Here is a 22,144-nt window from a genome sequence, read left to right on the forward strand (position 1 = left end):
CTTTGGTGTAGAGGGATATCTCAGAAAGTGCTGCAACGATTATCGAAGGATAAGCCTTAATTCATAATCGCACTTTCACTAAAACTAAGAAGATGGCAAGATACAAAGGACCAAAAACAAAAATCGCCCGTAAGTTCGGCGAAGCGATTTTCGGTGACGACAAGTCATTTGAAAAAAAGAATTACCCTCCGGGAATGCACGGCAACAACCGTCGTCGTGGCAAAAAATCAGAGTACGCAATCCAGTTGATGGAAAAGCAAAAGGCAAAGTATACCTATGGTATTCTTGAGCGCCAGTTTAGAAATCTTTTCGCAGAGGCGAAAAGGAAAGACGGCGTTACCGGTGAGGTATTGCTACAGCTTTGTGAATCACGTTTGGATAACGTTGTGTACCGTATGGGCATCGCCCCTTCAAGAAGAGGTGCCCGCCAATTGGTTTCCCACCGACACATCACGGTTAACGGTGATGTGGTGAACATTCCGTCCTACTCGCTTAGGGCAGGTGATGTCGTAGGTGTCAGGGAAAAGTCAAAGTCCGTTCAGGCTATACAAGATTCTTTGAGCAACAATAGCAGTGTTTACGAATGGATGACATGGAATTCAGATAAGAACGAAGGTACGTTTGTTACCGTTCCTGAGCGTCTTCAGATTCCTGAGAACATCAAAGAACAATTAATCGTCGAGTTATACTCAAAATAAGACAACACTGATTTAATTATGGCATTACTTAATTTTCAAAAGCCCGATAAAGTTATAATGATAGACTCCACCGATTTCGAGGGGAAATTCGAGTTTCGCCCCTTGGAACCTGGTTATGGTCTAACCGTCGGCAACGCATTGAGACGTGTGCTACTTTCCTCATTGGAAGGTTTTGCGATCACTTCTGTACGAATTGATGGTGTTGAGCATGAGTTTTCGGTCATTCCCGGTGTTGTTGAAGACGTGACTGAAATGATTTTGAATTTGAAACAAGTTCGTTTCAAAAGACAGATCGATGATGTTGAAAGTGAAACAGTCTCTGTTTCGGTAAGTGGAAAAGACCAATTGACCGCCGGTGATTTTCAGAAATTCATTTCAGGTTATCAAGTATTGAATCCAGATTTGGTTATCTGTAATATGGATTCGAAGGTGAATCTGAATTTAGAGGTCATCATTGAGAAAGGCCGTGGCTACGTGCCCGCCGAGGAGAACAAAAAGGGCAATGCCCCATTGGGAAGCATTGCTGTTGATTCAGTTTTCACCCCAGTGAAAAATGTGAAGTACAGCATCGAAAACTTTAGGGTTGAGCAAAAGACCGATTATGAAAAGTTGGTTTTTGAAATCGCTACTGATGGTTCAATTCATCCTAAAGATGCCCTGACTGAAGCAGCCAAGGTATTGATCCACCATTTTATGCTGTTCTCTGACGAGCGCATCACGTTAGAGGCTGATGAAATTGCACAGACCGAGACCTATGATGAAGAGTCGTTGCACATGCGCCAGTTGTTGAAGACCAAATTGGTCGATATGGATTTGTCGGTACGTGCTTTGAACTGTTTGAAAGCTGCTGAAGTGGATACTTTGGGAGATTTGGTCTCGTTCAACAAAAATGATTTGATGAAGTTCAGAAACTTTGGTAAAAAATCATTGACCGAGTTGGAAGAGTTGGTCATCAACAAAGGCCTTCAGTTTGGTATGGATTTGACCAAATACAAATTGGATAAGGATTAATGAATCATATTTTGCTCTCCCGACAATCACCGTCAGGATTTGGTAGCAAGATGATAATAAAGCAAAGATGAGACACGGAAAGAAATTCAATCATTTAGGTAGAACGGCCTCGCATCGCAAGGCAATGTTGGCGAATATGGCTTGTTCCTTAATTGAACATAAACGCATCAACACTACGGTTGCCAAAGCAAAGGCTTTGAAGCAGTTTGTTGAACCGTTGATTACGAAGTCAAAAGCAGAGAACAATCAGACCACTGAAAAAGGCACGCACAACCGCCGTATCGTTTTCAGCAAGTTGCGCAACAAATACGCAATTACTGAATTGTTTGGTACGGTCGCTGAAAAGGTAGGTGACAGACCTGGGGGGTACACCAGAATCATCAAATTGGGCAACCGATTGGGTGATAACGCCGATATGGCAATGATAGAGTTGGTTGACTTTAACGAAGTCTACAACGCTGGTAAACCGAAGAAAAAATCGACCAGAAGAAGCCGAAGAGGTGGTGGTAAAAAGGCTGAAGCTGTTGCACCAGCGGCAGAAACGGCAACCAAAACTGATGATTCAGAAGAATAGATGTTGTATAACACTGTTAATATTGAAAAAGGATACGCTAAAAACGTATCCTTTTTTTATGTTTTTTTGTAAAATTTTTGTCCAGAAATGAAATACCAAGAAAGAAAAAAAGCATTTGTTTTATTGGAAGACGGCACTATTTTTTACGGGAAGGCCGTTGGAGAAAAAAAAGGTACCGCTTATGGTGAAGTATGTTTCAACACCGGTATGACAGGCTATCAAGAAATTTTCACCGACCCCTCTTATTATGGTCAGTTAATGGTTACGACCAACGCCCATATCGGCAACTACGGTACCAATGCTGATGAAGTCGAATCAGACTCCATAAAAATTGCTGGTCTGATCTGTAAGAACTTCAGCTATAACTATTCCCGCCCAGCAGCGGACAAAAGTCTTGAAGACTTTTTGGCTGATAATAATCTTTTGGCCATTTCAGATGTAGACACCCGAGCCTTGGTGAGCTATATCAGAGACAATGGTGCAATGAACGCTCTAATCTCAACTGAAGTTGATAACATTGAGAAGCTGAAAGAAGAGCTCAAAAAAGTGCCCAGTATGGAGGGATTGGAATTGGCCTCGAAAGTTTCAACCAAAGAACCCTATTTCTATGGGGACGAAAAAGCAGCCTATAAAATTTCAGCATTGGATATTGGCATCAAAAAAAATATCCTTAGAAATCTTGCCAAGAGAGGGGCTTATGTCAAAGTGTATCCCTACAACGCCACTTTGAAAGATATGCAAGATTTCAATCCAGATGGGTTCTTTATTTCAAACGGTCCCGGTGATCCCGAACCTTTGACCGATGCCATCAACACCACCAAAGAGATTCTAAAGACCAACAAACCTTTGTTCGGTATCTGTTTGGGCCATCAGGTATTGGCCTTGGCCAATGGCGTTTCCACCTATAAAATGCACCACGGGCACAGGGGCATCAACCATCCAATCTTGAATTTGATGACCGGCAAGGGTGAAATCACTTCACAAAACCATGGTTTTGCCATCAATCGTGAAGAGACTGAAAAGCATCCAGATTTAGAGATTACCCACACCCATCTGAATGACCAAACGGTGGCTGGTATCAAAATGAAGTACAAGAACGTATTCTCCGTTCAGTACCATCCTGAAGCAAGCCCCGGGCCGCATGATGCCGAATATCTTTTCGACCAATTCTTTGAGGCCATCAAAGCCAGCCAAAACTGACTGCAGCGATAACGTTGTAGTTTAAATTTGGGTTATTTCACATGAGATATCTCAATGTAAAAGCAGGTGCTTTTGTATCTTTAGCAACTTGATGTACAACCAAAAAAAGAATACATGAGTTTCATATTGAACATACATGCAAGACAGGTGCTGGATTCACGGGGAAATCCCACTGTAGAAGTCGATGTCATCACTGAAAATGGAGTGCTCGGTAGGGCTGCCGTACCTTCTGGAGCATCTACGGGTGAGCATGAAGCGGTTGAACTTCGTGATGGGGGCGACACCTTTATGGGCAAGGGAGTGGCAAAGGCTGTTGAAAATGTAAACACCACTATTGCCGAGGCACTTGAGGGAGCTTCCGTTTTTGAGCAAAATGCTATTGATGAGGCCATGATTGCTTTGGATGGTACTCCGAACAAATCGAAACTGGGGGCGAATGCCATTCTAGGGGTTTCCTTGGCAGTGGCAAAAGCAGCCGCCAATGAACTGAACATGCCATTGTATCGCTATGTGGGCGGGGTCAGTGCAAACACGCTACCCGTTCCCATGATGAATATTATCAACGGCGGTTCACATTCAGATGCTCCGATTGCCTTTCAAGAGTTTATGGTGATGCCCGTGAAGGCCAAGGATTTCAGCCACGCCATGCAGATGGGTACTGAGATATTCCACAATTTGAAGAAAGTACTGCACGACAGGGGCTTGAGCACAGCAGTCGGTGATGAAGGCGGATTTGCACCCAATTTGGAAGGCGGTACCGAAGATGCCTTGGATACCATTGCAAAGGCGGTCGAAAAGGCAGGCTATAAATTGGGAGACGATGTGATGATTGCTTTGGATTGCGCTTCCGCGGAATTCTATGTGGATGGAAAATACGACTACACTAAATTTGAGGGCGATAAGGGACAAGTGAGAACCTCTGAAGAACAGGCAGCATATTTGGCTGACCTTTGTTCTAAATATCCCATTATCTCCATTGAAGATGGCATGGATGAAAACGATTGGGATGGCTGGAAGCTTTTGACCGAAAAAGTAGGGGATAAGGTACAATTGGTCGGTGACGATTTGTTTGTGACCAATGTGGAACGACTTTCCCGTGGAATTGAAAACGGGATTGCCAATTCCATCCTTATCAAAGTGAACCAAATCGGTACGTTGACCGAGACCATCGCCGCTGTGAACATGGCCAAGAATGCAGGCTATACTTCTGTGATGTCACATCGCTCGGGCGAGACCGAAGACAATACCATTGCCGATTTGGCCGTCGCGCTGAACACGGGCCAGATAAAAACGGGTTCCGCTTCACGAAGTGACCGTATGGCGAAGTACAACCAACTGCTCCGTATCGAGGAAGAATTGGGTGATGTGGCTTATTATCCTCAGGAGCGGGCGTTTAAAATAAAATAGTCTTTTTTAGTCAAAGGCGAAAAACGCCCGATGAACCCTCGAAAAACCATAGCCATTTCCTTCTTACTAATAGCTTTGGCTCTTGGTGTCATATTTTATCTGAACCTGAACCTTCCAAAAAACATAGAAGGTTATTTTAAGCAATCGTATTATGGACAGTTAGGTGCGTTGGCCATAGCTGTGGAGCTGGCTATTTCATCGTATTATCTGTTTCGAGGAAATAAAAAAGCCAATTTCTATTTAGCACTATTTGGTTTTACGGCAATACTTGATATACTCTTTCATATCAGCGGTCTCCTGACAAGTAATGTTCCGATTTATGGAATGATTATTTTTGGATTGTGCGCCATCATCTCCTTTTATATAGCCTTTTCCAACTCGTTTAATTTAGGGAAGATATCCCTTTGGGGTGCTTTGTTGAGTTTTGTAATGGGGAACGTTATTGAGTGGTTTTTTAATTTTTACTAGGCCAAAAAACTGAATTTTAAAACTTCTGTTTAAGACCATATTCTAAATGGAATCAATCCCCGGACTATCAATACAGCTAGCCATTGAAAAGTCGCAAGGATACTAATTCGGTCGATTTGTGAGGTTCTGATCCTAAAAGACTTTATAAGACCAACAGCCATACTTAACGGCAAAAGTCCTGTAAAAACTGCCAGTAAAATGTTCGCTAAAGTTAGCTCACCTAATTTGAGAAAGGGCTGTAACAGTAAAAACGGAATTGGAATAATGAGTGCGACAATCGAAAGGAATGGGAATTTTATTGCTTGATTTGAACTGAATAACTGCTTTTTAAAAAGCTTGTAAATACCCCTAGCGATAATCAAAAATATACCTAACAGCCCCAAAACAAGACTAAGCCAGAGTAATCCCAAATAAATTGGACTCACTTTTTCATAGGTCAATAGTCCATCGCTGATTATAGCGTTTTCATCATTTTTGTACAGAACGTGCGAGGGATTAATTCTATCTTCTTTTTTGAATAAATTCCCTGTAATTGGCAGTAGGCTAAAAGTTTCATTTTGTAAGGATTTAACCTTTACTCTATCTGATTCCATTTGTACTTGGATATAATTGAAGAGTAAATCTAGGTATCCAAACTTTGAAAATTGAATCGGGTTGATTTTGTAATAGCCCTCATACTCATCGATATTTTGGGGCAGTTCATTCAATACTGCTCTTTTTGGAGGTTTATTAACCTTCAAATGCTCAATAAAGAGTCTGTTGAACTTTTCATAATCCGCATTTTCACTATCCATATTAAAGGATATAAAAAAGGCTTTTTTCTCTTCTGGAAATAGGTAAAATGTGGCTCTGTAACCAATAGTATTACCACGATGAAAATAGCCCACCACTCCATATCTATCCCGATAACTAAGTCCATATTGATATCCTGTCGTCAATCCATTTTTGTTGGCTTCTGTGGAATCGGGTTTTCCAATTTGTCTTAACAAAGTCTCGTCAATAAAAACGTTGCCGCTAATTACACCATCGCTCATTAAAAACTTAGCCAGTATAGCCATATCATTCGCTGTTGTCACGAATTGACCTGCTGGACGTAAAAACATAGGTAGGTTTGCTTGGGTATTTTGATTATCAAAATGCCCCATCGCTAGACTTTCGTCTTTATATAAACCTTCTTGACTAACAAACTGAAAGGTACTATGTACCATCCCCAATGGTTTAAGAAGGTGCTCATCTAAATAGGATTCATACGGTTGGCCAGTAACTTTTTCTATTACAAGTCCTAATAGCGAATACCCCATATTTGAGTACGAAAAACGAGTACCGGGTTTTGTCCGCACTTTAAGAACAGATGGATTTCGAGTAAATAAATATTCTAATGGCGTGTTTGGTTTTGCCTTTGTACTGAACACTTGCCAAAATCTGGAATCCTCAATTCCTGAAGTGTGATTTAACAGGTGTAGAATTGTAATTGGACTGGAATCTTCCCAGGGATTGTCAATATTTATATCAGGTATGTATTGATTTATTGGAGAATTCAAATCAAGTTTCTCTTGACTTATTAGCCTAAGAACACCCGTAGCAATAAGGGTTTTTGTAATAGAGCCTACTAGCACTTTGTCTTCTTTTTTCAAAAGCGCTTTAGAACTGACATTCTTTAACCCAACTGCTCCTGTTTGTATTGTATCGTTATTTACAATCGCCCAAACAGCACCGGATAAACTTTCTTCGTCTGTCGCCTTTAATAGTTGATAATCAATCACAGCATTGGTCTGCGCAACAACGGACAATGGTGATGTAATTATTATAACAATGATGAAGAATCTTGTCATTTGTCTTTCAGGTTTTTTGTAACATTTTTCATATTACATCGCCCATAATCGTTCGTTTTTTGATTGATTTTTGATGAATTTGTTGAAAGCTTTAAACGATTAGCTTCCTAATGTTTTCCAAATAGCTTCGGCTTACCTTGACCATATCGCCATTTGTCATAATTAATTCGTAACTCGAAGGATAACTGTACGCTTCCTTCACATTATTGATATTGATGACCGCAGAGCGGTGCACCCTGATAAACTGCTGTGGATTTAGCTTTTCTTCCAGTTTTGACAAGCCGTAGCTGGTCAAATGTGAGCCCTTTTCCAGAATAAGTTTCGCATAATTGCCATCTGCCTGAATATAAATGATGTCTGCCACTGGTATATTGATAAGCTTATTGCGAACAGAAACCAAGATATTGGTAAGGTGCGTTTCCTGTTCGTTTAGTCCATTGACCAAAGTCTGGATTTGATTGAGATAGCTTTTATCATTGGTCATTATTTTTTCAATGGCCTCATCAAAACGTTCCTGTTTAAAGGGTTTAAGCAAGTAATCCACGGCGTGTACCTCAAAAGCTTTAAACGCATATTGGTCATAGGCCGTAGAGAAGATGATTTGCGGCATTTCTTCCAAGCGTTGCAATACCTCAAAACCCGTTAATCCCGGCATTTGTATATCCAGAAATACCAAATCTGGTTTAAAAGTATTGATGGCCTTTACCGCATCAACACCATTGTTGCATTCTTCAATAATGACCAAGTCTTTATGGGGTTGTAAAAATTCCTTAATCAGTTTTCTTGCTGGCTCCTCGTCATCAACGATAATTACCTTTTTCATTGTGTTTCAGTTTTTTCTAACGGAATGGAAAAGCTCACACAAAGTCCTTTGGGCTTGTTTTCGGTGAATTGTATTCCCATTCCATATATTTTTAAAAGTCTTTCGTTGGTGTTCGCTAGTCCAACGCCTTTGCTTAATAATTTATCTTTTGCTTCACCATGAATCCCCTTACCTGTATCGCATATAGAAATTTCGAGCGCATCAGTACGATGGGTCACATTAATGGCAATATGACCGCCTTCAATTTGAGGTGAGATACCGTGCTTCACACTATTTTCCACAATAGGTTGCATAATGATAGGGGGTATTAACAGCTCTGTTGATTCTCTGTCAGCATTTATCTCATAAGTCAGCCTCTTCCCAAATCGTTCTTTTTCCAAATCCAGATATTTTCTAACAAATTCCAGTTCTTCTTCCAGCGGTATTCGTTTTTCACGGGAAGCTTTTAATTGATAGCGAAACAAATCCGACAGTTCATTGACCATATTTCGGGCATTTTTCGCCGTCGTTGGTATAGCAGAGTTGATGGTGTTGAACACATTGTACAAAAAGTGCGGATTCAATTGTGCTTTTAGGGCTGATAGTTCGCTTTCGGCATTCAATCGTTTCAGTTCAGCAGACAATAATTCTTGTTGCCTTAATTCTTTGGAATAGATATAGACGTGAAAAATGCCAAATTGAATCGCATAAAAAAGAAGGGTTAGATACACATCCCAAACCACGCGTTGCCCTTGAAGCCTAAAAAGGGCATAATAATCGCAGAGGAGATAGTAAACATAAATCCATATCAATGTAAAAAGGGGCATTGTGATAAGGTGTAGCCATCCTTTCTTCCAAATGGAAAGCGAAGCCAGTTTCTTAAAGAACAGCCAAATCAAGGGAATGGTTAATATAGCTTTGAGCACGAAGTTTATTATCATACCCATCGGGTTGAGCCACCGACCAATATCAATGTTCAATACAGCTTGGTAAAACACTCCCATAAGTGCGTAGAAAAGGACAATAAGTAGAATTTCTTTTTTCAATTTTTTAAATCATTTTTTGCAATTAACCAATTATTAATCAATTGAACTGCAAATATTTAAAAGAATTTCAGAACGGTAAACCAAATTCTTTTGAGTTGCAATATAACCGTGTGAATGGACTGATTGCAATCCGAACGATTATATCGCCATTGGTCAGAAACCACTTTATTAAATGCGCGTATGAAGATTTCTTTGCACTGTGAATTTTAAATCAGATTACGATGAAAACAGCAGTAGAAAGAAGCAGAATATGGGGTTTGCCATTACTTTTTATCCTATTGGCAGTACAAAACTCTTGGGGGCAGCAAGAAGGTTATAACCCATCAGATTATCCTGAATATTATTACACCAAAATAGGGCTGCCCAATATTCTTTTCTCAGGTGTTTTGTTGAAGAATACTGAAAAGAAACAGGTATGGTACATCCCAAATATTTTTGAACAGTTTCCTGCTAATACGGTGGAAGGTTTCGTTTTCAGTCCACAAGTACGGTTTACCCAAAATTATGAAGACGGACGATTTTTGAGCTTGAACCCCAACCTGAGATACGGATTCGGTAGCGAACGTTTTCAGGCGCAATTGAAGACCCAATATTTATATCGGCCAGAATCAAATGGTCTTTTGGAAATCTCTGGAGGGCGAGCCGTAGAACAATTATATGATGAAAGTACATTAAGCGCGTTTAACAATTCCTTGAATACCTTTGCGTTTCGTGAAAACTTTTTGAAAATCTACGAGCGTTCTTATGTGGAACTTGCACATACGTTTTCACCAATTAAGGACTTTCTATTGACAACTTCGGTAAGTTGGAACGAGAGAAACCCGTTGACCAATCTAGAGAAATATGAAAATGACGAAGATTTTACGTCCAACGCTCCTGAGAATGAAGAATTGGAAGATACCGCTTTCGCAAAACATACCGCGGTTCTTTTTGATGCCAAACTGAGATGGCAGGTCGGTCATCAATTTTCCAAACAACGGGGACGAATGGTTTCTTCGGGTAAATATCCTGCATTGACCCTTTCATACACCAATGCTGTTGATGAACTTTTGGGCGGAGACGTGTCCTATCAAAAACTGGCATTTGGTATCGAAGATGAGTTTGAAATCGGGCATTATGCCTTTGGCAAGTTCTTTTTGGAAGCAGGCGACTTTGTGTCCCAGGACGCCTTGACGTTTGTAGATTTCAATCATTTTAAAGGAAAGGAAACGGTCTATGGCGAATATGGCATCGACCAGTTTCACCTTTTGGATTATTACAGATATAGCACCGCAGATTTTTACGTGCAGGGGCATTATGAGCATTATTTCAGGCCTTTTCATTTTATCTATGATGAAGTGGATTATAGACCCGTGGCAGGGGTTCACTATTTATACACCAAAGAGGGTGGTCATTATGCCGAATTGGGGATTGGTATGGACAACATGTTCAAGGGCAAATGGCGTGTTGATCTGTATAACAGTTGGCGAGATGGTAAGCACGAAAGTTTCGGAGTTCGGGTAGGGATTGGTTTTGATTGACCAATTAAAGAAATAAAGTCAACAATAGGAGAACTTTCTGCCACTATCCAAAAAACTGGCCGTTCCACGGAAAATCGGGACCTCTTCCAAAACTACTGTAGTAAATAATAAAGAACAGCAGGCCCAATGCAAGCAGTGAAACAATGACCGTCCCCTTTTTGAAAACACCCTTGTATTTCAGAAAGAACAATATCAGGACAATGATTGTGCCCAGCACCAAAATGGCATAGTAGCCAAGGTCTCCCATTTCCCGTCCAAACCGGAGCATGCCAAGAAATAGCGCAAGATTGTAAATGAGCAATCCTGTCAACGAAAAGATGTCCAAAAAGGGCAGTATCTTTTTCACAGCCTATTTTTTCTGCCAGATGATTGACTTGATTTTCCAATTCTTGACCTCTTCGATTGACCAATTGGTCTTGTCTGGGCCATGGGTATTGCAACATATTTCATACGCTATCTTAGAACCTTGAACACTCGCATAGGTATGAAAATGGGGGCTTGTGGCAATTTCGATATTTGGCCTGAGCGATTTGACCGTTTCGAGAGCCATGCCGACCTGTACCCCATATTGGTCTTGAATATCCGTAGCCAATATTTCCAACGATTTTAGTTGGTTGACGTTATCGTCAAGAACCCCTTTGAGACTCTGCACATCAGACCCCACCTGCAAAACCTCATGCGTTCCATTCTCAAGTGGTTCTGTTTTTCTTAGGATGGTATCTTTTGGAAAAAGTATTTTAAGTCCTTTTTTAAGCGAATCGATACTGCTTCTTAAGGGCAATTCGCCAAGGGTGTTTTCTTTTAAAACCAAAGGCTTTGGAGTTTTGGCCATTTTGGTAAACGTTAGAAACCCTTTGGGTGTTTTCAACAGCAATGTATCGCCTACGATTCCGTATTGATTGACGTTGGACAATTGGTCAAAGTAATCAATCTCCAATTTGGCATCAGAAGCACACATTTTTCTTGTAGCTCCCACGGCACCAAGTTCTAATTTGTTGGATGATGCGGTGTAGCTTGAAAAATAATTGTTGCAAATCCCTTTTCCGTGTAATTCATCATGCTCAAAGTTTAAGGTGACTTCTATATGTTTGGCATCGTGGTCGGGAAACTCAGTAAGCTTCCAAGAGGTATTCTCAAGATTTCCACCTTGCAGATTCTTTTCAGTATTCGTGCCGCCGCAGCCCATGCTCAAGAAGAGTGCTGTTGCAGACAATAGGTACAAGCTAACTTGATCTTTCATTTTTTCTCAGTTTTTTAAGTATCCATTTGAAAATGATATAAGATGGCAAAAACAAAAGCAAACAGCCCAGAATGAGTGCCACGGCATTGGGCATGCCTGAAATCCATCCGAATAGAAAAGCCGTGCTCTCAATGGCTTTACCCACATTGAACTGAAATGGGTCGTTTGAGGCGGCCCCTGCGTTTGAATAAAACGCCACTATAAAAACAAACAGTGAAACAGCGGCTGAAATTGCTATTGCATAGTTTTTTAAAGTGGTACTTGATTTCATGACTTTTAATCAAAAGTGTAAACAACGCCATTCGTCCATGTGTATTGGGTTCTGGGCACACCCGTTGGCGGGAAGGCATCAAACAGCAGATTGAATGTCGATTTGAATCCCAACCCTTTGTAAATGGTAAAGGTCAATGAGGTTTCGTTTGAAATCCGGTAATCGCTGAACATCGAAATTTTTGGTTGGTAATAGGTGGTGCTGACCATCGAAACCTGGTCTGATGGATACAAACTGAACGACAGGTAGGCACTGCCCCTAACATCTCTATTGATGTTGATTCCAAAAGTTTCGGTTGATTTTTCATACTCGTACATCACCAAGGATCCCAGATAAAATTTATACTTTTCAGAAGCCCCCAATTTGAATCTGGGGCCGGTGCCCACAAGACTTCGCAGCTCAATGTTTGAAACTGCATCGTACTGTGACTGAAAAAAGACCTCCCAAGCGGTTTTCGGCCTGAACTTGTAGTTGTAACGCAGGTGTATGGTGCCGCTGTTTACAAACTTGCTGCTATCCAACTGCTGAAAATTCAGGTTGGTGACAATCAAGTACAGGTTCTTTTTATTGCGATACTGCAAATGCGCCCTGTTGGTAATCTTGAAGATGTCATTCCTGTTTTTTATAAGACTCACATCTAGGCTCATGTTGCCCGACCATTTAGAGGTGTCAGTCACCTTTCGCAATGATTCCACATTTACGATTTGCCCATGGGCCTGAATACCAATCAAAATGGCCAACGCAAGTAATTTCAAGTTCTTCATAAGAGTAGACAAAAAAAGGATTCCCCCTAAATATAGACCAACCAACTATACCTTAAACGGGGGAATCAAGAAGGAAATCTTACATCAAATCTTCAACAACATTTATTCCTTCCTTGACAACATTGACCGTGCTGTTCAACGTTTGGAAAAGGTACTCATGGCCTTTCCAAGTCGGTCTGGTGGGCAATTCCCTACCTTGTTCATTGATGCCCGTCTTGATAAAATCCGCATCTTTCAACAGTTGAATGTGATAGTCAATCTTTTTTTTGGAATACCCTTTGACCGTGAACTTGGCGGGGGCCACATCGCCGTTATATTCCATTTTTTCGATGGTACGGATGATTTCCGTAAGGCACAGCATATCTCTCTTCATCGTTTTTGACATATCGTTATCTAAACTGTTTTATTCTTGAATAGGGGTCGGTGTCGGGGTGGGTATTTCCTCTTTCTGGAAGCCTTTGGCAATCAAATAACTTCCGTAGAACAAAAATTGCATGCCCATAAAAACGGTGACCGATAGTGCCCCCACCAAAGGTTTGGCTATGATGACCACACCAAATAAAATGGATAGTATGCCCATGATAAGCAATACCCACCATTTTTTGAACATCAATTTTTTGAGCCCAAACGATAGACCCGATTCCAACATGCCGATGGCGACCGTCCAGAAACCAATGAAGATGACCAACAAAGGTGCGGTCATGGCGGGGTAAAACAAGAGCGCACCGCCTAAGAGCACATCAAGAATGCCCAAGGCGAGGGTCCAGCCCCATTTGTTGTAGAGTTTTCTAACGGTAATGCTTCCGATTATGAAAATTGTTCCCGTAAAGAGGGTCAAAAACCCAATGGTAGCTGTTAGGCCTACTAATGAAGCCAACGGATTTCTAAAGATCAGTACTGCTACGATGATGAACAACGCTCCTCTCAAGAGGTACATCCACCAATTTTTTCTTCTATTTTTCATGATTGTATGTTTTAGTTGTTTTTCTGTTTATGTTAAAATGAATATCCTATCCGGATTCCATAGTGAAATGCCGGGGTTGTAAAGGTGGCCTCGCCTTTATCGTTAAATTCGATGTCGGTGCCCAAAGCATCCAAGACCCTGTATTCTTCAATAATGGCCAAAGCTGCGTCTACTGCGAAGAATTCTATGGGTAGGGCCTGTCTTTCTTCAATCTTGACTTTATTGAAACCAATGCCCGGGCCCGCAATCAGAAAGTCGATATAGAAATGCTTCTTTATAGGCAGTTTGTAACCGACCTCAAGCCCAATACTGTTTGTGATGACCGAAGTTCTGATATCCAGGGGAGTATCTTCAAGCGTAATCGAAGAGGTATAGGTGCCCAAAAGGTCATCTTTATAGTTTTGGTACCGATAATAAGCCCCCACAAAAAATCCGGTGTGGCTTCTTTGGGTTTCTTGCAAATACCATCTGAACTCAGGCGAAATTTGAACACCCGAAAAGGTGATATCATTTGTGACAACGGTCAGCGTATTGAATCCGGGAGTTTCAAATATTCCTGAAGATATCTTTGCACCGACCGATAACCCTAAACTCATATCTTCGTTCAATGCTCGCTCATATTGCACTTGAATGGTGCCAAAGGCCAGTGCAAACGGATTGAGCATGATATGGTTTTTCTGCTCTACATCAGCTGTGTTTTGCTGCGACTTCATTGAAAAGCTTGCCAGCAATAGTATCGGCAAAATGATTTTAATAGGTTTCATCAGTTCTTTTTGTTTGTGGTTTCATGATGGCCGACCAAATGGATTTTTACCATCCTATCTGATCGGCCAATATCCATTGACCGAGGCTTTGCGCCCTTCAGCACCAAGGCCAATTATTTTCTTGGAGGATATTTTGACAATATGGCCCTGACTGCTTCATTGATGGTCCGCTGCATGTCTTTTTGTTTGCCGGTAATGACCCCATTGGCCAATCCCCTCCACACCAATTTTTTACTTGACACGTCGATTAGATCGATTACCAAAGTGCCCAGCTCGTAATTTTTGATATAGGTGTCTACATGCGACATGCCACCATAACGCTGGCTTCTATACGAAGTGTGGGTGATGCTTTTTGATTCTTGGGTATCGACCACGAAGAAATTCACATAAAGGTTCGGGGTCTCCGTTTCTTCGAGCCCTTTTCTTCGCAATTGGTCATGTATCGCATTTTCAAAAGTGCGCTGATTTTCACTGCTATAATTGTCATGTGTATCTGAATACGATAATTCTTTATCGAACTTATAGCTGTTGTACGAGGCAAAATTTGCCTGTTTGTCGTATTCTACCGCTGTTTTTAGATTCTTGATGGAATTGCAACTCGCCAAGACCAAAAAAACTGGCAATATGATGCTTACTAAATAAATTGCTCTTTTCATTTTCTTTGTTTTTAAGTGTGGTTAAAAACACCCCTGGCATACACCAGAGGTGTCTGTTTTTATCAGGAAATTTGTTTTAAAAAGTGGTCTACTTCTGCCAAGGCTTCAGACCTTGATTTACCCAATCGTTCTTGTAGAAGACCGACCAACCGTGTTCTGCTGCCATTGATTTTATCAGCATCGTTTTCGGTAATCTCTCCCCAATACTTTTGCATTTTTCCCTTAAGCTGGTTCCACTCCCCGGCAGAGGCCATGTTATCATAGCGTGCCTGAAGCTTGTCCACTTCTTTTCTGGCCTCCTCGACAGAGTGACCATACTTTTGCTGTAACAGCCCTTCCAATTTTTTGGTATCGCCAGCAACTTGATCCAGCTCATTGTGGGTCAATTTGCCCCATGATTTTTGAGCTTCTCCTTTAAGCTCGTTCCAGTAACCTTCTAAAATTTGACTCATAACTTGTGGTTTTTAATGATTAATAATTGTGATTAATTGATTGTTCTTGTTTTTTATTTTATTCTTGGAATTTGCATTCAGTCTATGAACTGTCTCAGAAACTGATTTACATCTTCCATGGCCTGTTCTTTTGACCAATAGTACTTTTCTTTGATTAACTGAAGCAACCTTATTCTGCTACAGTGAACGTGGTTGATGTCTTTCACCCTCAGGTTTGGCCAATGTTTTGGCAATTGTTCTTTGACGTGCTCACAAGCTGCTATAAAGGCGAGGTCGTCATATCTGTGGATGAGATCACTGATTTGCTTTCTACTTTCCCAAAGGCTGTATCCATATTTTCTTTGTATTAGTTTTTCCAATTTGGCTGTGTTGCCAGCGACTTGATTTAATTCTGAAAGGGTCAGTCTTTCCCATGTTATCAGGGCTTCCCATTTAAGGTCTTCCCAGTACTCTTCTAATAAATGGTTCATTAATTTTTATTCAGTTTTCTGATTTTTGGCGTTATCAAAATTTCAACATGGCGCCCATTTGAACTCTATTGGCAGTGGCGCTGTTACCGTCTATATTTTCTCGCTTTCCATGTAAATATTCGAGACCAAATGACAATGATTTTATAGGCTCATAGAACAAATTCAATGAACCGTAATTGCTGTCTTTAAGGTCATTCTCAGCTAGTAACTCATTATCTTCGAGTCTTGTGGTGCCCAACACCAGTGAGGAGTTCCATTTGGTGCCCCAAAAGATTTGGTAAGAGATAAACCCACCATAAATGCCCAGGGTTTCAAGGTTGTTTGTTGTCTCATCAAAGATTCCGTCATAGCCAAGCCCACGTACTCCTTCGATATAGCGAGCAATTCCTTGGCCTCCGACGGCCTGGAACTTTATATTGTCTTTTTTGAAAGTGGCCAATTTTCCGGATAGCATAACCCCCCATCCCGTTTCATCATTGGTGGGTTCATCAACCGTCGAAAATCGCAGTTGTCGCACCAGAGCAGCGAATTTTAGGAAGTCTTTATCCTGATTCCAGCGTACTTTGTAAGCTGCTATGATATCAGGCATATTCAAGTTCTCTGCTTGGGCATCGCCGGTAAGGGTAATCTGTTCTGCTGGATTTTCGATAGCCAAGGCAAGTGTGCCTGTGGACCCGGCCTCAAATTCATATCGGATTAGGGGTGCCCGGTTAAGGGTAGAACTGTTGGCACCTTCAAAGTCAACAATGTGTGGCCGCGCCTGAATGTCGTAAAACGTTGACCACGTTTGCCCCACGGTCAGGCCTTTCCATTGCAGGTAAGCATGACGAATTCTTGCCAAGCCTCCGATTCCGGTTGCCGTATCGTGAAAATCCACTTCCAAAACGGCTTTTACGTTGCCTATACCAGTTTCTTTTTTGAATTCGAGTCCCACCCTGGATTGCTTTGCGCTCATAAAAAAATCCGGGTTTCTGGGATTTACTTGTGGAACAGGAATGGATGAGGGCTTAAAGAGATCCGATCCCCCCAAATCCCTGAAATCATAAGTGGCATTCAATTTTATGAATCCGTATACCCTAAAAGCCTTTTCGGTGTTCTGCTCCTGACCTTTTAAGACGAAAAAGGTCATAGCTATGGCTGCAAAACTCAATAGTCTTGTTTTCATGATTATATTTTTAAGCAAAACGGCTGCTCGGATTTGTTTGGGCAGCCTGTCTCAGTTATGAAATAGGGCTAGTTGCCATCCACTTTTCTGCCATACATGGCCTGTACGTGTCTAGCATTGTTTCCTTCCAGTTTATTAAACCTCTGGATTTGATCGGGTGAGGCTTCCAATATCTCTTTGATCACCAGCCAAGTCACGGTTTCGGTATATGGCGGCGTAGTGAGTGAGCCTTGATAGTGATAATAGCCCAAATCTGTAAACTGATCCTTCAGGTCATTGATGTTAACAGTACCACCATCTACCTTATTTTCACCTTCTTCTTCGGTAGGGATGGCGTTCATGAACTCATCAAGAAACGGATTTTCTTTTCCCTCCTTAAACAAAATGCCTACGACCAAGTATACTGGGTCTTCACCTTTTTTAATCCCAGGTAATGTGTGCACCATGTGCATCTCCAAGGGAAAGGTCATGCCATCAATTAAGTGTTCAGATGGCGTATGAAAATGAAATTGTTTGAAATCAAAGGTTCTTCCATCAAAAGAAATGGTATTACCGGCATCATAATTTACCTGAATGGTATGCCCCAGGTTCACCACATTTTCGGACGACTCTTTGTAGTTTAACGTGATGCTGTGTTGCGAGGTATCTTCTGTCTGATTAGTGTGAATATTGATTGGAGATTGTATAAGTCCGTGGTCAAGGCCAGGTAATGCATATCCCTGTTGTTTTTTTACCTTGGCATCAGGTGCTTCGGCCTTTACCTCATTTTTTTCTTCAGCCACCTTTTTCTTTTGCTGATGTTGGCAACTTGTGGAATTTAATGTAAAAACAGTCAAAACTGTTGCGGCTAGTGTTCTCGTAATTGTTTTCATAATAATTGATTTAGTGTTTGAAGTGTGATTAATTGATTTTTGTTTTTCTTTCCCTGAGCCTGAGCAGGCCATAAAGTCCCACCCCAGAAGGGTTTTTGAAATATTGTATTTCAGGATTTTTTCTCAAAAGCTTAAAGGCCAGCAGCATCATTGAAAACTCATCTGACCTTAAGTATTTTTTAAAATCACGATAGGTATCCCAAATGGCATAAAAAGAGTAGGTATGTTCTTCATGATCGTGGGTGAAAATTTCGAACCGCTTGCACCCTTGATCCCTTCTGACCCGGTTAATGAGTCCTGACATGATTTCCATAAATTCGTTCTGCTTTCCTTTTCGTACTTGTACACGTGCCATTAATACCGTCATTTTTGATTAAAAGTTTTAGGACGGTTGGCTATAACCAATTGGCATGCCAACGACAGAAAATTTTCATAATAATCTTAAAATCAATTATTTACACAAATAGAGAAATTGTGAGAATGCGTAGTAAGACCACGATATATGACGGTTTCCGCCATATTTAGCAGAAATCAAAAAATAGAAGAAGTAGTTAAGATTGGATGTAGGCCTTAGGCAGGAAGTTCTTTTTTAAGGCCGAGTTTCAACATTCTTGAACGCAGGGTGCTTGGGTTGAGTCCCAAAATACTGCTGGCCCCGCTTTGCCCCTCGACTTTCCAATTGCATTTTTCTAGTACTTGAAGAATATAACTTTTTTCAACTTCTTGCAGCGACCCGCTCATTTGCCGTTCAGGGGCAGGCTGCGATTTGATAAGGGCGTCTTTCAAGCTCAGCACATGGCTCTCTGAAGTGATGACCGCACGCTCAACAATGTTTTCCAGCTCCCTGACATTGCCCGGCCAGAAATGTTCCCGTAATTTTGAGATAAGGCCATCGGGAATGGTGTCTATGGATTTGCCGATTTTTTTGCCCGTTTTGCTCACAAATTGCCTCACCAGAAGCGGGATATCTTCCATACGCTCCCGTAAAGGAGGCACATCAATGGGAAAGACATTCAACCGATAGTACAGGTCTTGCCTAAAGTTGCCCGCATCGATTTCCTTGAGCAAATCTCGGTTGGTGGCAGCAATTACCCTGACATCTACGTTGATGGTCTTTGGGTTGCCAATGCGCTCAAACTCGCCCTCTTGCAGCACTCTGAGCAATTTTACCTGCAGTTCCAATGGCATTTCGCCGATTTCATCCAAAAAAATGGTGCCCTCATGGGCCATTTCAAAACGGCCGATATGTTGGTTGATGGCCCCTGTAAAAGCCCCTTTTTCATGGCCGAAAAGCTCACTTTCGATAAGATAAGTGGGCAATGCCGCACAGTTGACCTTGATGAGCGGTCTTTGGTTTCTTCTACTGTTTTTGTGTATCGCTCGAGCAATGAGTTCCTTGCCGGTGCCCGTTTCGCCTAGTATCAGAACAGTGCTGTCGGTCTGAGCCACCTGTTCCACCTTTTTGAGGGTATGCTTTAAAGAGCCACTTTTGCCAATGATTTCATCAAAATTATGCGCTATCTTGATTTCTTCCTGTAAGTACTCGCTTTCGTTCTTGTACTGGTCTTTGAGCATTTCCAGTTGCTTGTGGGCCGCATTGAGTTCTTCTTGGTTCTTTTTCCGCATGAGGGCATTGGCAAAAATTTCCCCTATCAATTTCAACCGACTGATATATTTGGCCGACCAATCAATTTTTTTGGTGTAGGAATCAAAACCAAGGGAGCCAATGATTTTTTTGTCGATGACCAGCGCAGTGTACAATATGGATTGCACACCAAAGTCTTTCAAGAATTTTTTAAAGTTTTTTGCTGCTGTCGGGAGCGCATCGACATCATTAATACAAATCATGCCATGATTGAGAAGCTCACTCATGATATAGGGGAATTTGCTCATGGGAATTTCTCGGAAATCTTCAGGGGTAATAAATGTCTTCAAAGAAGGGATAGCATAAAAATGTGTGGTCGTGGCCAAGCCGGTTTCTTCCGAATAACTGTTCAAGCTACTATAGTCAACACCCATGAATTCTGTCAAGAACCTGAGCGACCTGTTGATTTCAGCATCGATTTTTTCAGGGGAAAGACTGATGAACCGAGTAGAGAATTGGGATATCAATTTCTCAAACTTAAATTGCTGTACCAAAAGTTCGTTCGGTAATCGGTTGGATGTATCTGAAGAGGCCATTACCTAATAAATGTACGTTTATTTTTTGTTTTCGTAAACTTTTTGTAATCTATTTTACTGCTATACAATAGGTTATCATTTGATTTTGCCGACTTTCAATAATTGAAACTAAATTTAAAATACCATTACTTTTTGATAACATACCGTACATTAAATATTTAGGTAAAAGGCTTTTTTTTGCGTCTTGATAAAGATTCCTTAACTTTTAAATTCTCTATCGAAACTAACTATATGAACAATTTTCTTTTTGCGGCAGCTGAAAATGATGCCATACCTGAATGTAAGGCAGGCGGCATGGGCGATGTGGTGCGCGATGTGCCCAGACAGATTTCTGAACGTGGCGACAAGGTGCATGTGGTCGTGCCATCGTATGGCCGTTTGCACCAAAACGGTATATTCAAGACCAAACTGAATTTTGATCTTCGTGGCATTGTCTATACCGCAGAGTTGTACGAGGTATCACCAAAAAAGGAATTTCCGAACATCACCCATTATGTGATTCACCATCCTGAGATTGAAGCCGGTGGCATTGCCCATATTTATCACGATGATCCTGAAGAACCTTTCTTTACCGATGCCATCAAGTACTTTATCTTCTGTACTGCGGTTGCTGAGGCCATCAAAAAAGGAAGTTTTGGCCATTTAGATGTGGTGCACCTTCATGATTGGCACTCAAGTCTGTTATTGTTTTTAAGAGAATATCACAGTGACTACGCAAACCTTAAAAAGATTCGGTTTGTCTATAGCATCCATAATTTGGCCATTCAGGGTATCCGACCTTTTGAGAACAACTACTCATCAGTAAGAAATTGGTTTCCCGAAGTTGCCTATGATGAGAAAGGATTGCGTGACCATCGATATACCGACTGTATCAATCTGATGGCTGTGGGCATACGTTTGGCAGATGCAGTTCACACGGTTTCCCCATCCTATAAAGAAGATGTGATGAAACCAAGCTCGCCCCCTGAATTCATTGGTGGCGAAGGATTGGAAGAAGATTTACAGCTTGCCGATAATGAGGGAAGGCTTTTCGGTATTTTGAACGGTTGTAATTATAAAAACATCAATGTTGAGGCCAAGGGCCAGATTTACCGCAACACGGTAAAGGCACTCTTCAGTTGGCTGCAAGATGAGACAAAAAAATACAAAGCTGATTTTTTGGCCCACACAGGCGAAAAAATAATGAAATATGTAGGCAATCGACCAAAGTTCATTGTATCGAGTGTCGCCCGACTGACAGAACAAAAGTTTTACTTTTTCAAAAGATCACCAGAAGCATTTGTTGAAATCTTGAAACGACTTGAAAAGGTCGAAGGTATTTTTATGTTGTTGGGCACCGGCGCACCCGAATATGAAGACTTGTTTCGTCAAATGAGTTACGAAAATGAAAACTTCATTTTTACCAATGGGCAATCTGAAAGTTTGATTGATTCGATGTACCTTGAATCAGACCTGTATTTCATGCCCAGTCTTTTTGAGCCTTGCGGTATCAGTCAAATGTTGGCCATGCGAAATGGCAATCCTTGTTTGGTACACCATACCGGAGGGTTGAAAGATACCGTTGAGCACCTAAAAACGGGGTTTAGTTTTGATGGCGATACCTTTGATGAAAAGATTTCGAACATGCTGTCAGCACTTGACGAAGCGTTAGAGGTATACCTGAACGATAAACCGCTGTGGAAGAAGATTCAAACCAGCGCAAAAAGAAAGCGTTTCACATGGCAAAAATCGGTGGATAGCTACTATAAAGAGCTGTACGTTTTGTAAGATTTTAGCGAATTGCCCCA

25 protein-coding genes are annotated in these 22,144 nt (G+C 41.3%); 8 read left to right on the forward strand and 17 right to left on the reverse strand.

Annotated features, from left to right (window positions below; genetic code table 11):
* Nucleotides 1–92 precede the first annotated feature (92 nt).
* The 6 genes from rpsD (at nt 93) to AAAH86_RS00535 (ending at nt 5,358) form a co-directional block, all read left to right on the forward strand.
* Nucleotides 93–698 (forward strand): 30S ribosomal protein S4, encoded by a 606-nt coding sequence (gene rpsD / locus AAAH86_RS00510; RefSeq protein ID WP_343485531.1) that lies wholly within the window; start codon nt 93–95, stop codon nt 696–698.
* An 18-nt stretch (nt 699–716) separates the two neighbouring features.
* Nucleotides 717–1,709 carry a DNA-directed RNA polymerase subunit alpha gene (locus tag AAAH86_RS00515; protein WP_343485532.1) on the forward strand — a complete coding sequence of 331 codons (993 nt, stop codon included), beginning with the start codon at nt 717–719 and terminating at the stop codon, nt 1,707–1,709.
* A gap of 67 nt (nt 1,710–1,776) precedes the next feature.
* Nucleotides 1,777–2,283, forward strand: coding sequence for a 50S ribosomal protein L17 (rplQ, locus tag AAAH86_RS00520; protein WP_343485533.1), 507 nt, complete (start codon nt 1,777–1,779; stop codon nt 2,281–2,283).
* An 87-nt stretch (nt 2,284–2,370) separates the two neighbouring features.
* On the forward strand, nt 2,371–3,483 hold the full coding sequence (carA, locus tag AAAH86_RS00525) for a glutamine-hydrolyzing carbamoyl-phosphate synthase small subunit (RefSeq protein WP_343485534.1): 1,113 nt from the start codon (nt 2,371–2,373) through the stop codon (nt 3,481–3,483).
* Between the two features lie 114 nt (nt 3,484–3,597).
* Complete coding sequence (eno, locus tag AAAH86_RS00530; RefSeq protein ID WP_343485535.1) at nt 3,598–4,890, forward strand: phosphopyruvate hydratase; 1,293 nt, start codon at nt 3,598–3,600, stop codon at nt 4,888–4,890.
* 30 nt (nt 4,891–4,920) lie between these two features.
* On the forward strand, nt 4,921–5,358 hold the full coding sequence (locus AAAH86_RS00535; RefSeq protein WP_343485536.1) for a hypothetical protein: 438 nt from the start codon (nt 4,921–4,923) through the stop codon (nt 5,356–5,358).
* A 29-nt stretch (nt 5,359–5,387) separates the two neighbouring features.
* On the opposite strand, the gene AAAH86_RS00540 is transcribed toward AAAH86_RS00535, so the two are convergent.
* The 3 genes from AAAH86_RS00540 to AAAH86_RS00550 all read right to left on the reverse strand — a co-directional run bounded on the left by AAAH86_RS00540 (nt 5,388) and on the right by AAAH86_RS00550 (nt 9,038).
* Nucleotides 5,388–7,190 carry a serine hydrolase domain-containing protein gene (locus tag AAAH86_RS00540; RefSeq protein ID WP_343485537.1) on the reverse strand — a complete coding sequence of 601 codons (1,803 nt, stop codon included), beginning with the start codon at nt 7,188–7,190 and terminating at the stop codon, nt 5,388–5,390.
* A gap of 91 nt (nt 7,191–7,281) precedes the next feature.
* The gene (locus AAAH86_RS00545) at nt 7,282–8,013 is read right to left on the reverse strand and encodes a LytTR family DNA-binding domain-containing protein (RefSeq protein WP_343485538.1); all 732 of its coding nucleotides are present in this window, start codon (nt 8,011–8,013) and stop codon (nt 7,282–7,284) included.
* Entirely contained in the window at nt 8,010–9,038 is a 1,029-nt protein-coding gene (locus tag AAAH86_RS00550) for a histidine kinase (RefSeq protein ID WP_343485539.1), read from the reverse strand. The genes AAAH86_RS00545 and AAAH86_RS00550 overlap by 4 nt, the downstream gene beginning before the upstream one ends.
* A gap of 221 nt (nt 9,039–9,259) precedes the next feature.
* Here AAAH86_RS00550 and AAAH86_RS00555 point away from each other — a divergent pair, with 221 nt between their 5' ends.
* Nucleotides 9,260–10,558: a DUF5686 family protein gene (locus AAAH86_RS00555; RefSeq protein ID WP_343485540.1), complete on the forward strand. Its 1,299-nt coding sequence runs from the start codon at nt 9,260–9,262 to the stop codon at nt 10,556–10,558.
* 43 nt (nt 10,559–10,601) lie between these two features.
* Here AAAH86_RS00555 and AAAH86_RS00560 read toward each other — a convergent pair whose 3' ends face one another.
* The 14 genes from AAAH86_RS00560 to AAAH86_RS00625 form a co-directional block, all read right to left on the reverse strand.
* Nucleotides 10,602–10,904, reverse strand: coding sequence for a hypothetical protein (locus AAAH86_RS00560; RefSeq protein ID WP_343485541.1), 303 nt, complete (start codon nt 10,902–10,904; stop codon nt 10,602–10,604).
* Between the two features lie 3 nt (nt 10,905–10,907).
* Complete coding sequence (locus AAAH86_RS00565) at nt 10,908–11,798, reverse strand: META domain-containing protein (protein WP_343485542.1); 891 nt, start codon at nt 11,796–11,798, stop codon at nt 10,908–10,910.
* Nucleotides 11,782–12,069, reverse strand: a complete 288-nt coding sequence (locus AAAH86_RS00570; protein ID WP_343485543.1) for a hypothetical protein — start codon at nt 12,067–12,069, stop codon at nt 11,782–11,784. The genes AAAH86_RS00565 and AAAH86_RS00570 overlap by 17 nt, the downstream gene beginning before the upstream one ends.
* A gap of 5 nt (nt 12,070–12,074) precedes the next feature.
* Nucleotides 12,075–12,833, reverse strand: coding sequence for a DUF481 domain-containing protein (locus AAAH86_RS00575; protein WP_343485544.1), 759 nt, complete (start codon nt 12,831–12,833; stop codon nt 12,075–12,077).
* 79 nt (nt 12,834–12,912) lie between these two features.
* A complete protein-coding gene (locus AAAH86_RS00580) occupies nt 12,913–13,206 on the reverse strand; it encodes a DUF2513 domain-containing protein (RefSeq protein ID WP_343485545.1) in 294 nt (97 codons plus the stop codon).
* Between the two features lie 30 nt (nt 13,207–13,236).
* Nucleotides 13,237–13,797, reverse strand: coding sequence for an HdeD family acid-resistance protein (locus tag AAAH86_RS00585; RefSeq protein WP_343485546.1), 561 nt, complete (start codon nt 13,795–13,797; stop codon nt 13,237–13,239).
* 32 nt (nt 13,798–13,829) lie between these two features.
* The gene (locus AAAH86_RS00590) at nt 13,830–14,561 is read right to left on the reverse strand and encodes a DUF3575 domain-containing protein (protein ID WP_343485548.1); all 732 of its coding nucleotides are present in this window, start codon (nt 14,559–14,561) and stop codon (nt 13,830–13,832) included.
* A 113-nt stretch (nt 14,562–14,674) separates the two neighbouring features.
* Nucleotides 14,675–15,217, reverse strand: a complete 543-nt coding sequence (locus AAAH86_RS00595) for a DUF4136 domain-containing protein (protein ID WP_343485549.1) — start codon at nt 15,215–15,217, stop codon at nt 14,675–14,677.
* A 62-nt stretch (nt 15,218–15,279) separates the two neighbouring features.
* A complete protein-coding gene (locus AAAH86_RS00600) occupies nt 15,280–15,669 on the reverse strand; it encodes a CsbD family protein (RefSeq protein WP_343485550.1) in 390 nt (129 codons plus the stop codon).
* 77 nt (nt 15,670–15,746) lie between these two features.
* Nucleotides 15,747–16,139, reverse strand: coding sequence for a hypothetical protein (locus AAAH86_RS00605; RefSeq protein WP_343485551.1), 393 nt, complete (start codon nt 16,137–16,139; stop codon nt 15,747–15,749).
* 34 nt (nt 16,140–16,173) lie between these two features.
* Complete coding sequence (locus AAAH86_RS00610; RefSeq protein ID WP_343485552.1) at nt 16,174–17,304, reverse strand: DcaP family trimeric outer membrane transporter; 1,131 nt, start codon at nt 17,302–17,304, stop codon at nt 16,174–16,176.
* Between the two features lie 68 nt (nt 17,305–17,372).
* Complete coding sequence (locus tag AAAH86_RS00615; protein WP_343485553.1) at nt 17,373–18,176, reverse strand: carbonic anhydrase family protein; 804 nt, start codon at nt 18,174–18,176, stop codon at nt 17,373–17,375.
* A 28-nt stretch (nt 18,177–18,204) separates the two neighbouring features.
* Nucleotides 18,205–18,531, reverse strand: a complete 327-nt coding sequence (locus AAAH86_RS00620; protein ID WP_343485554.1) for an antibiotic biosynthesis monooxygenase family protein — start codon at nt 18,529–18,531, stop codon at nt 18,205–18,207.
* Nucleotides 18,532–18,746: 215 nt separating this feature from the next.
* Nucleotides 18,747–20,357 (reverse strand): sigma 54-interacting transcriptional regulator, encoded by a 1,611-nt coding sequence (locus AAAH86_RS00625; RefSeq protein ID WP_343485555.1) that lies wholly within the window; start codon nt 20,355–20,357, stop codon nt 18,747–18,749.
* Nucleotides 20,358–20,588: 231 nt separating this feature from the next.
* On the opposite strand from AAAH86_RS00625, the gene AAAH86_RS00630 reads away from it, so the two are divergent.
* Nucleotides 20,589–22,124, forward strand: coding sequence for a glycogen/starch synthase (locus tag AAAH86_RS00630; protein ID WP_343485556.1), 1,536 nt, complete (start codon nt 20,589–20,591; stop codon nt 22,122–22,124).
* Nucleotides 22,125–22,144: the final 20 nt, after the last annotated feature.

Origin of the sequence: Allomuricauda sp. d1, assembly GCF_039592695.1 — a bacterium.
Classification (GTDB): domain Bacteria; phylum Bacteroidota; class Bacteroidia; order Flavobacteriales; family Flavobacteriaceae; genus Flagellimonas_A.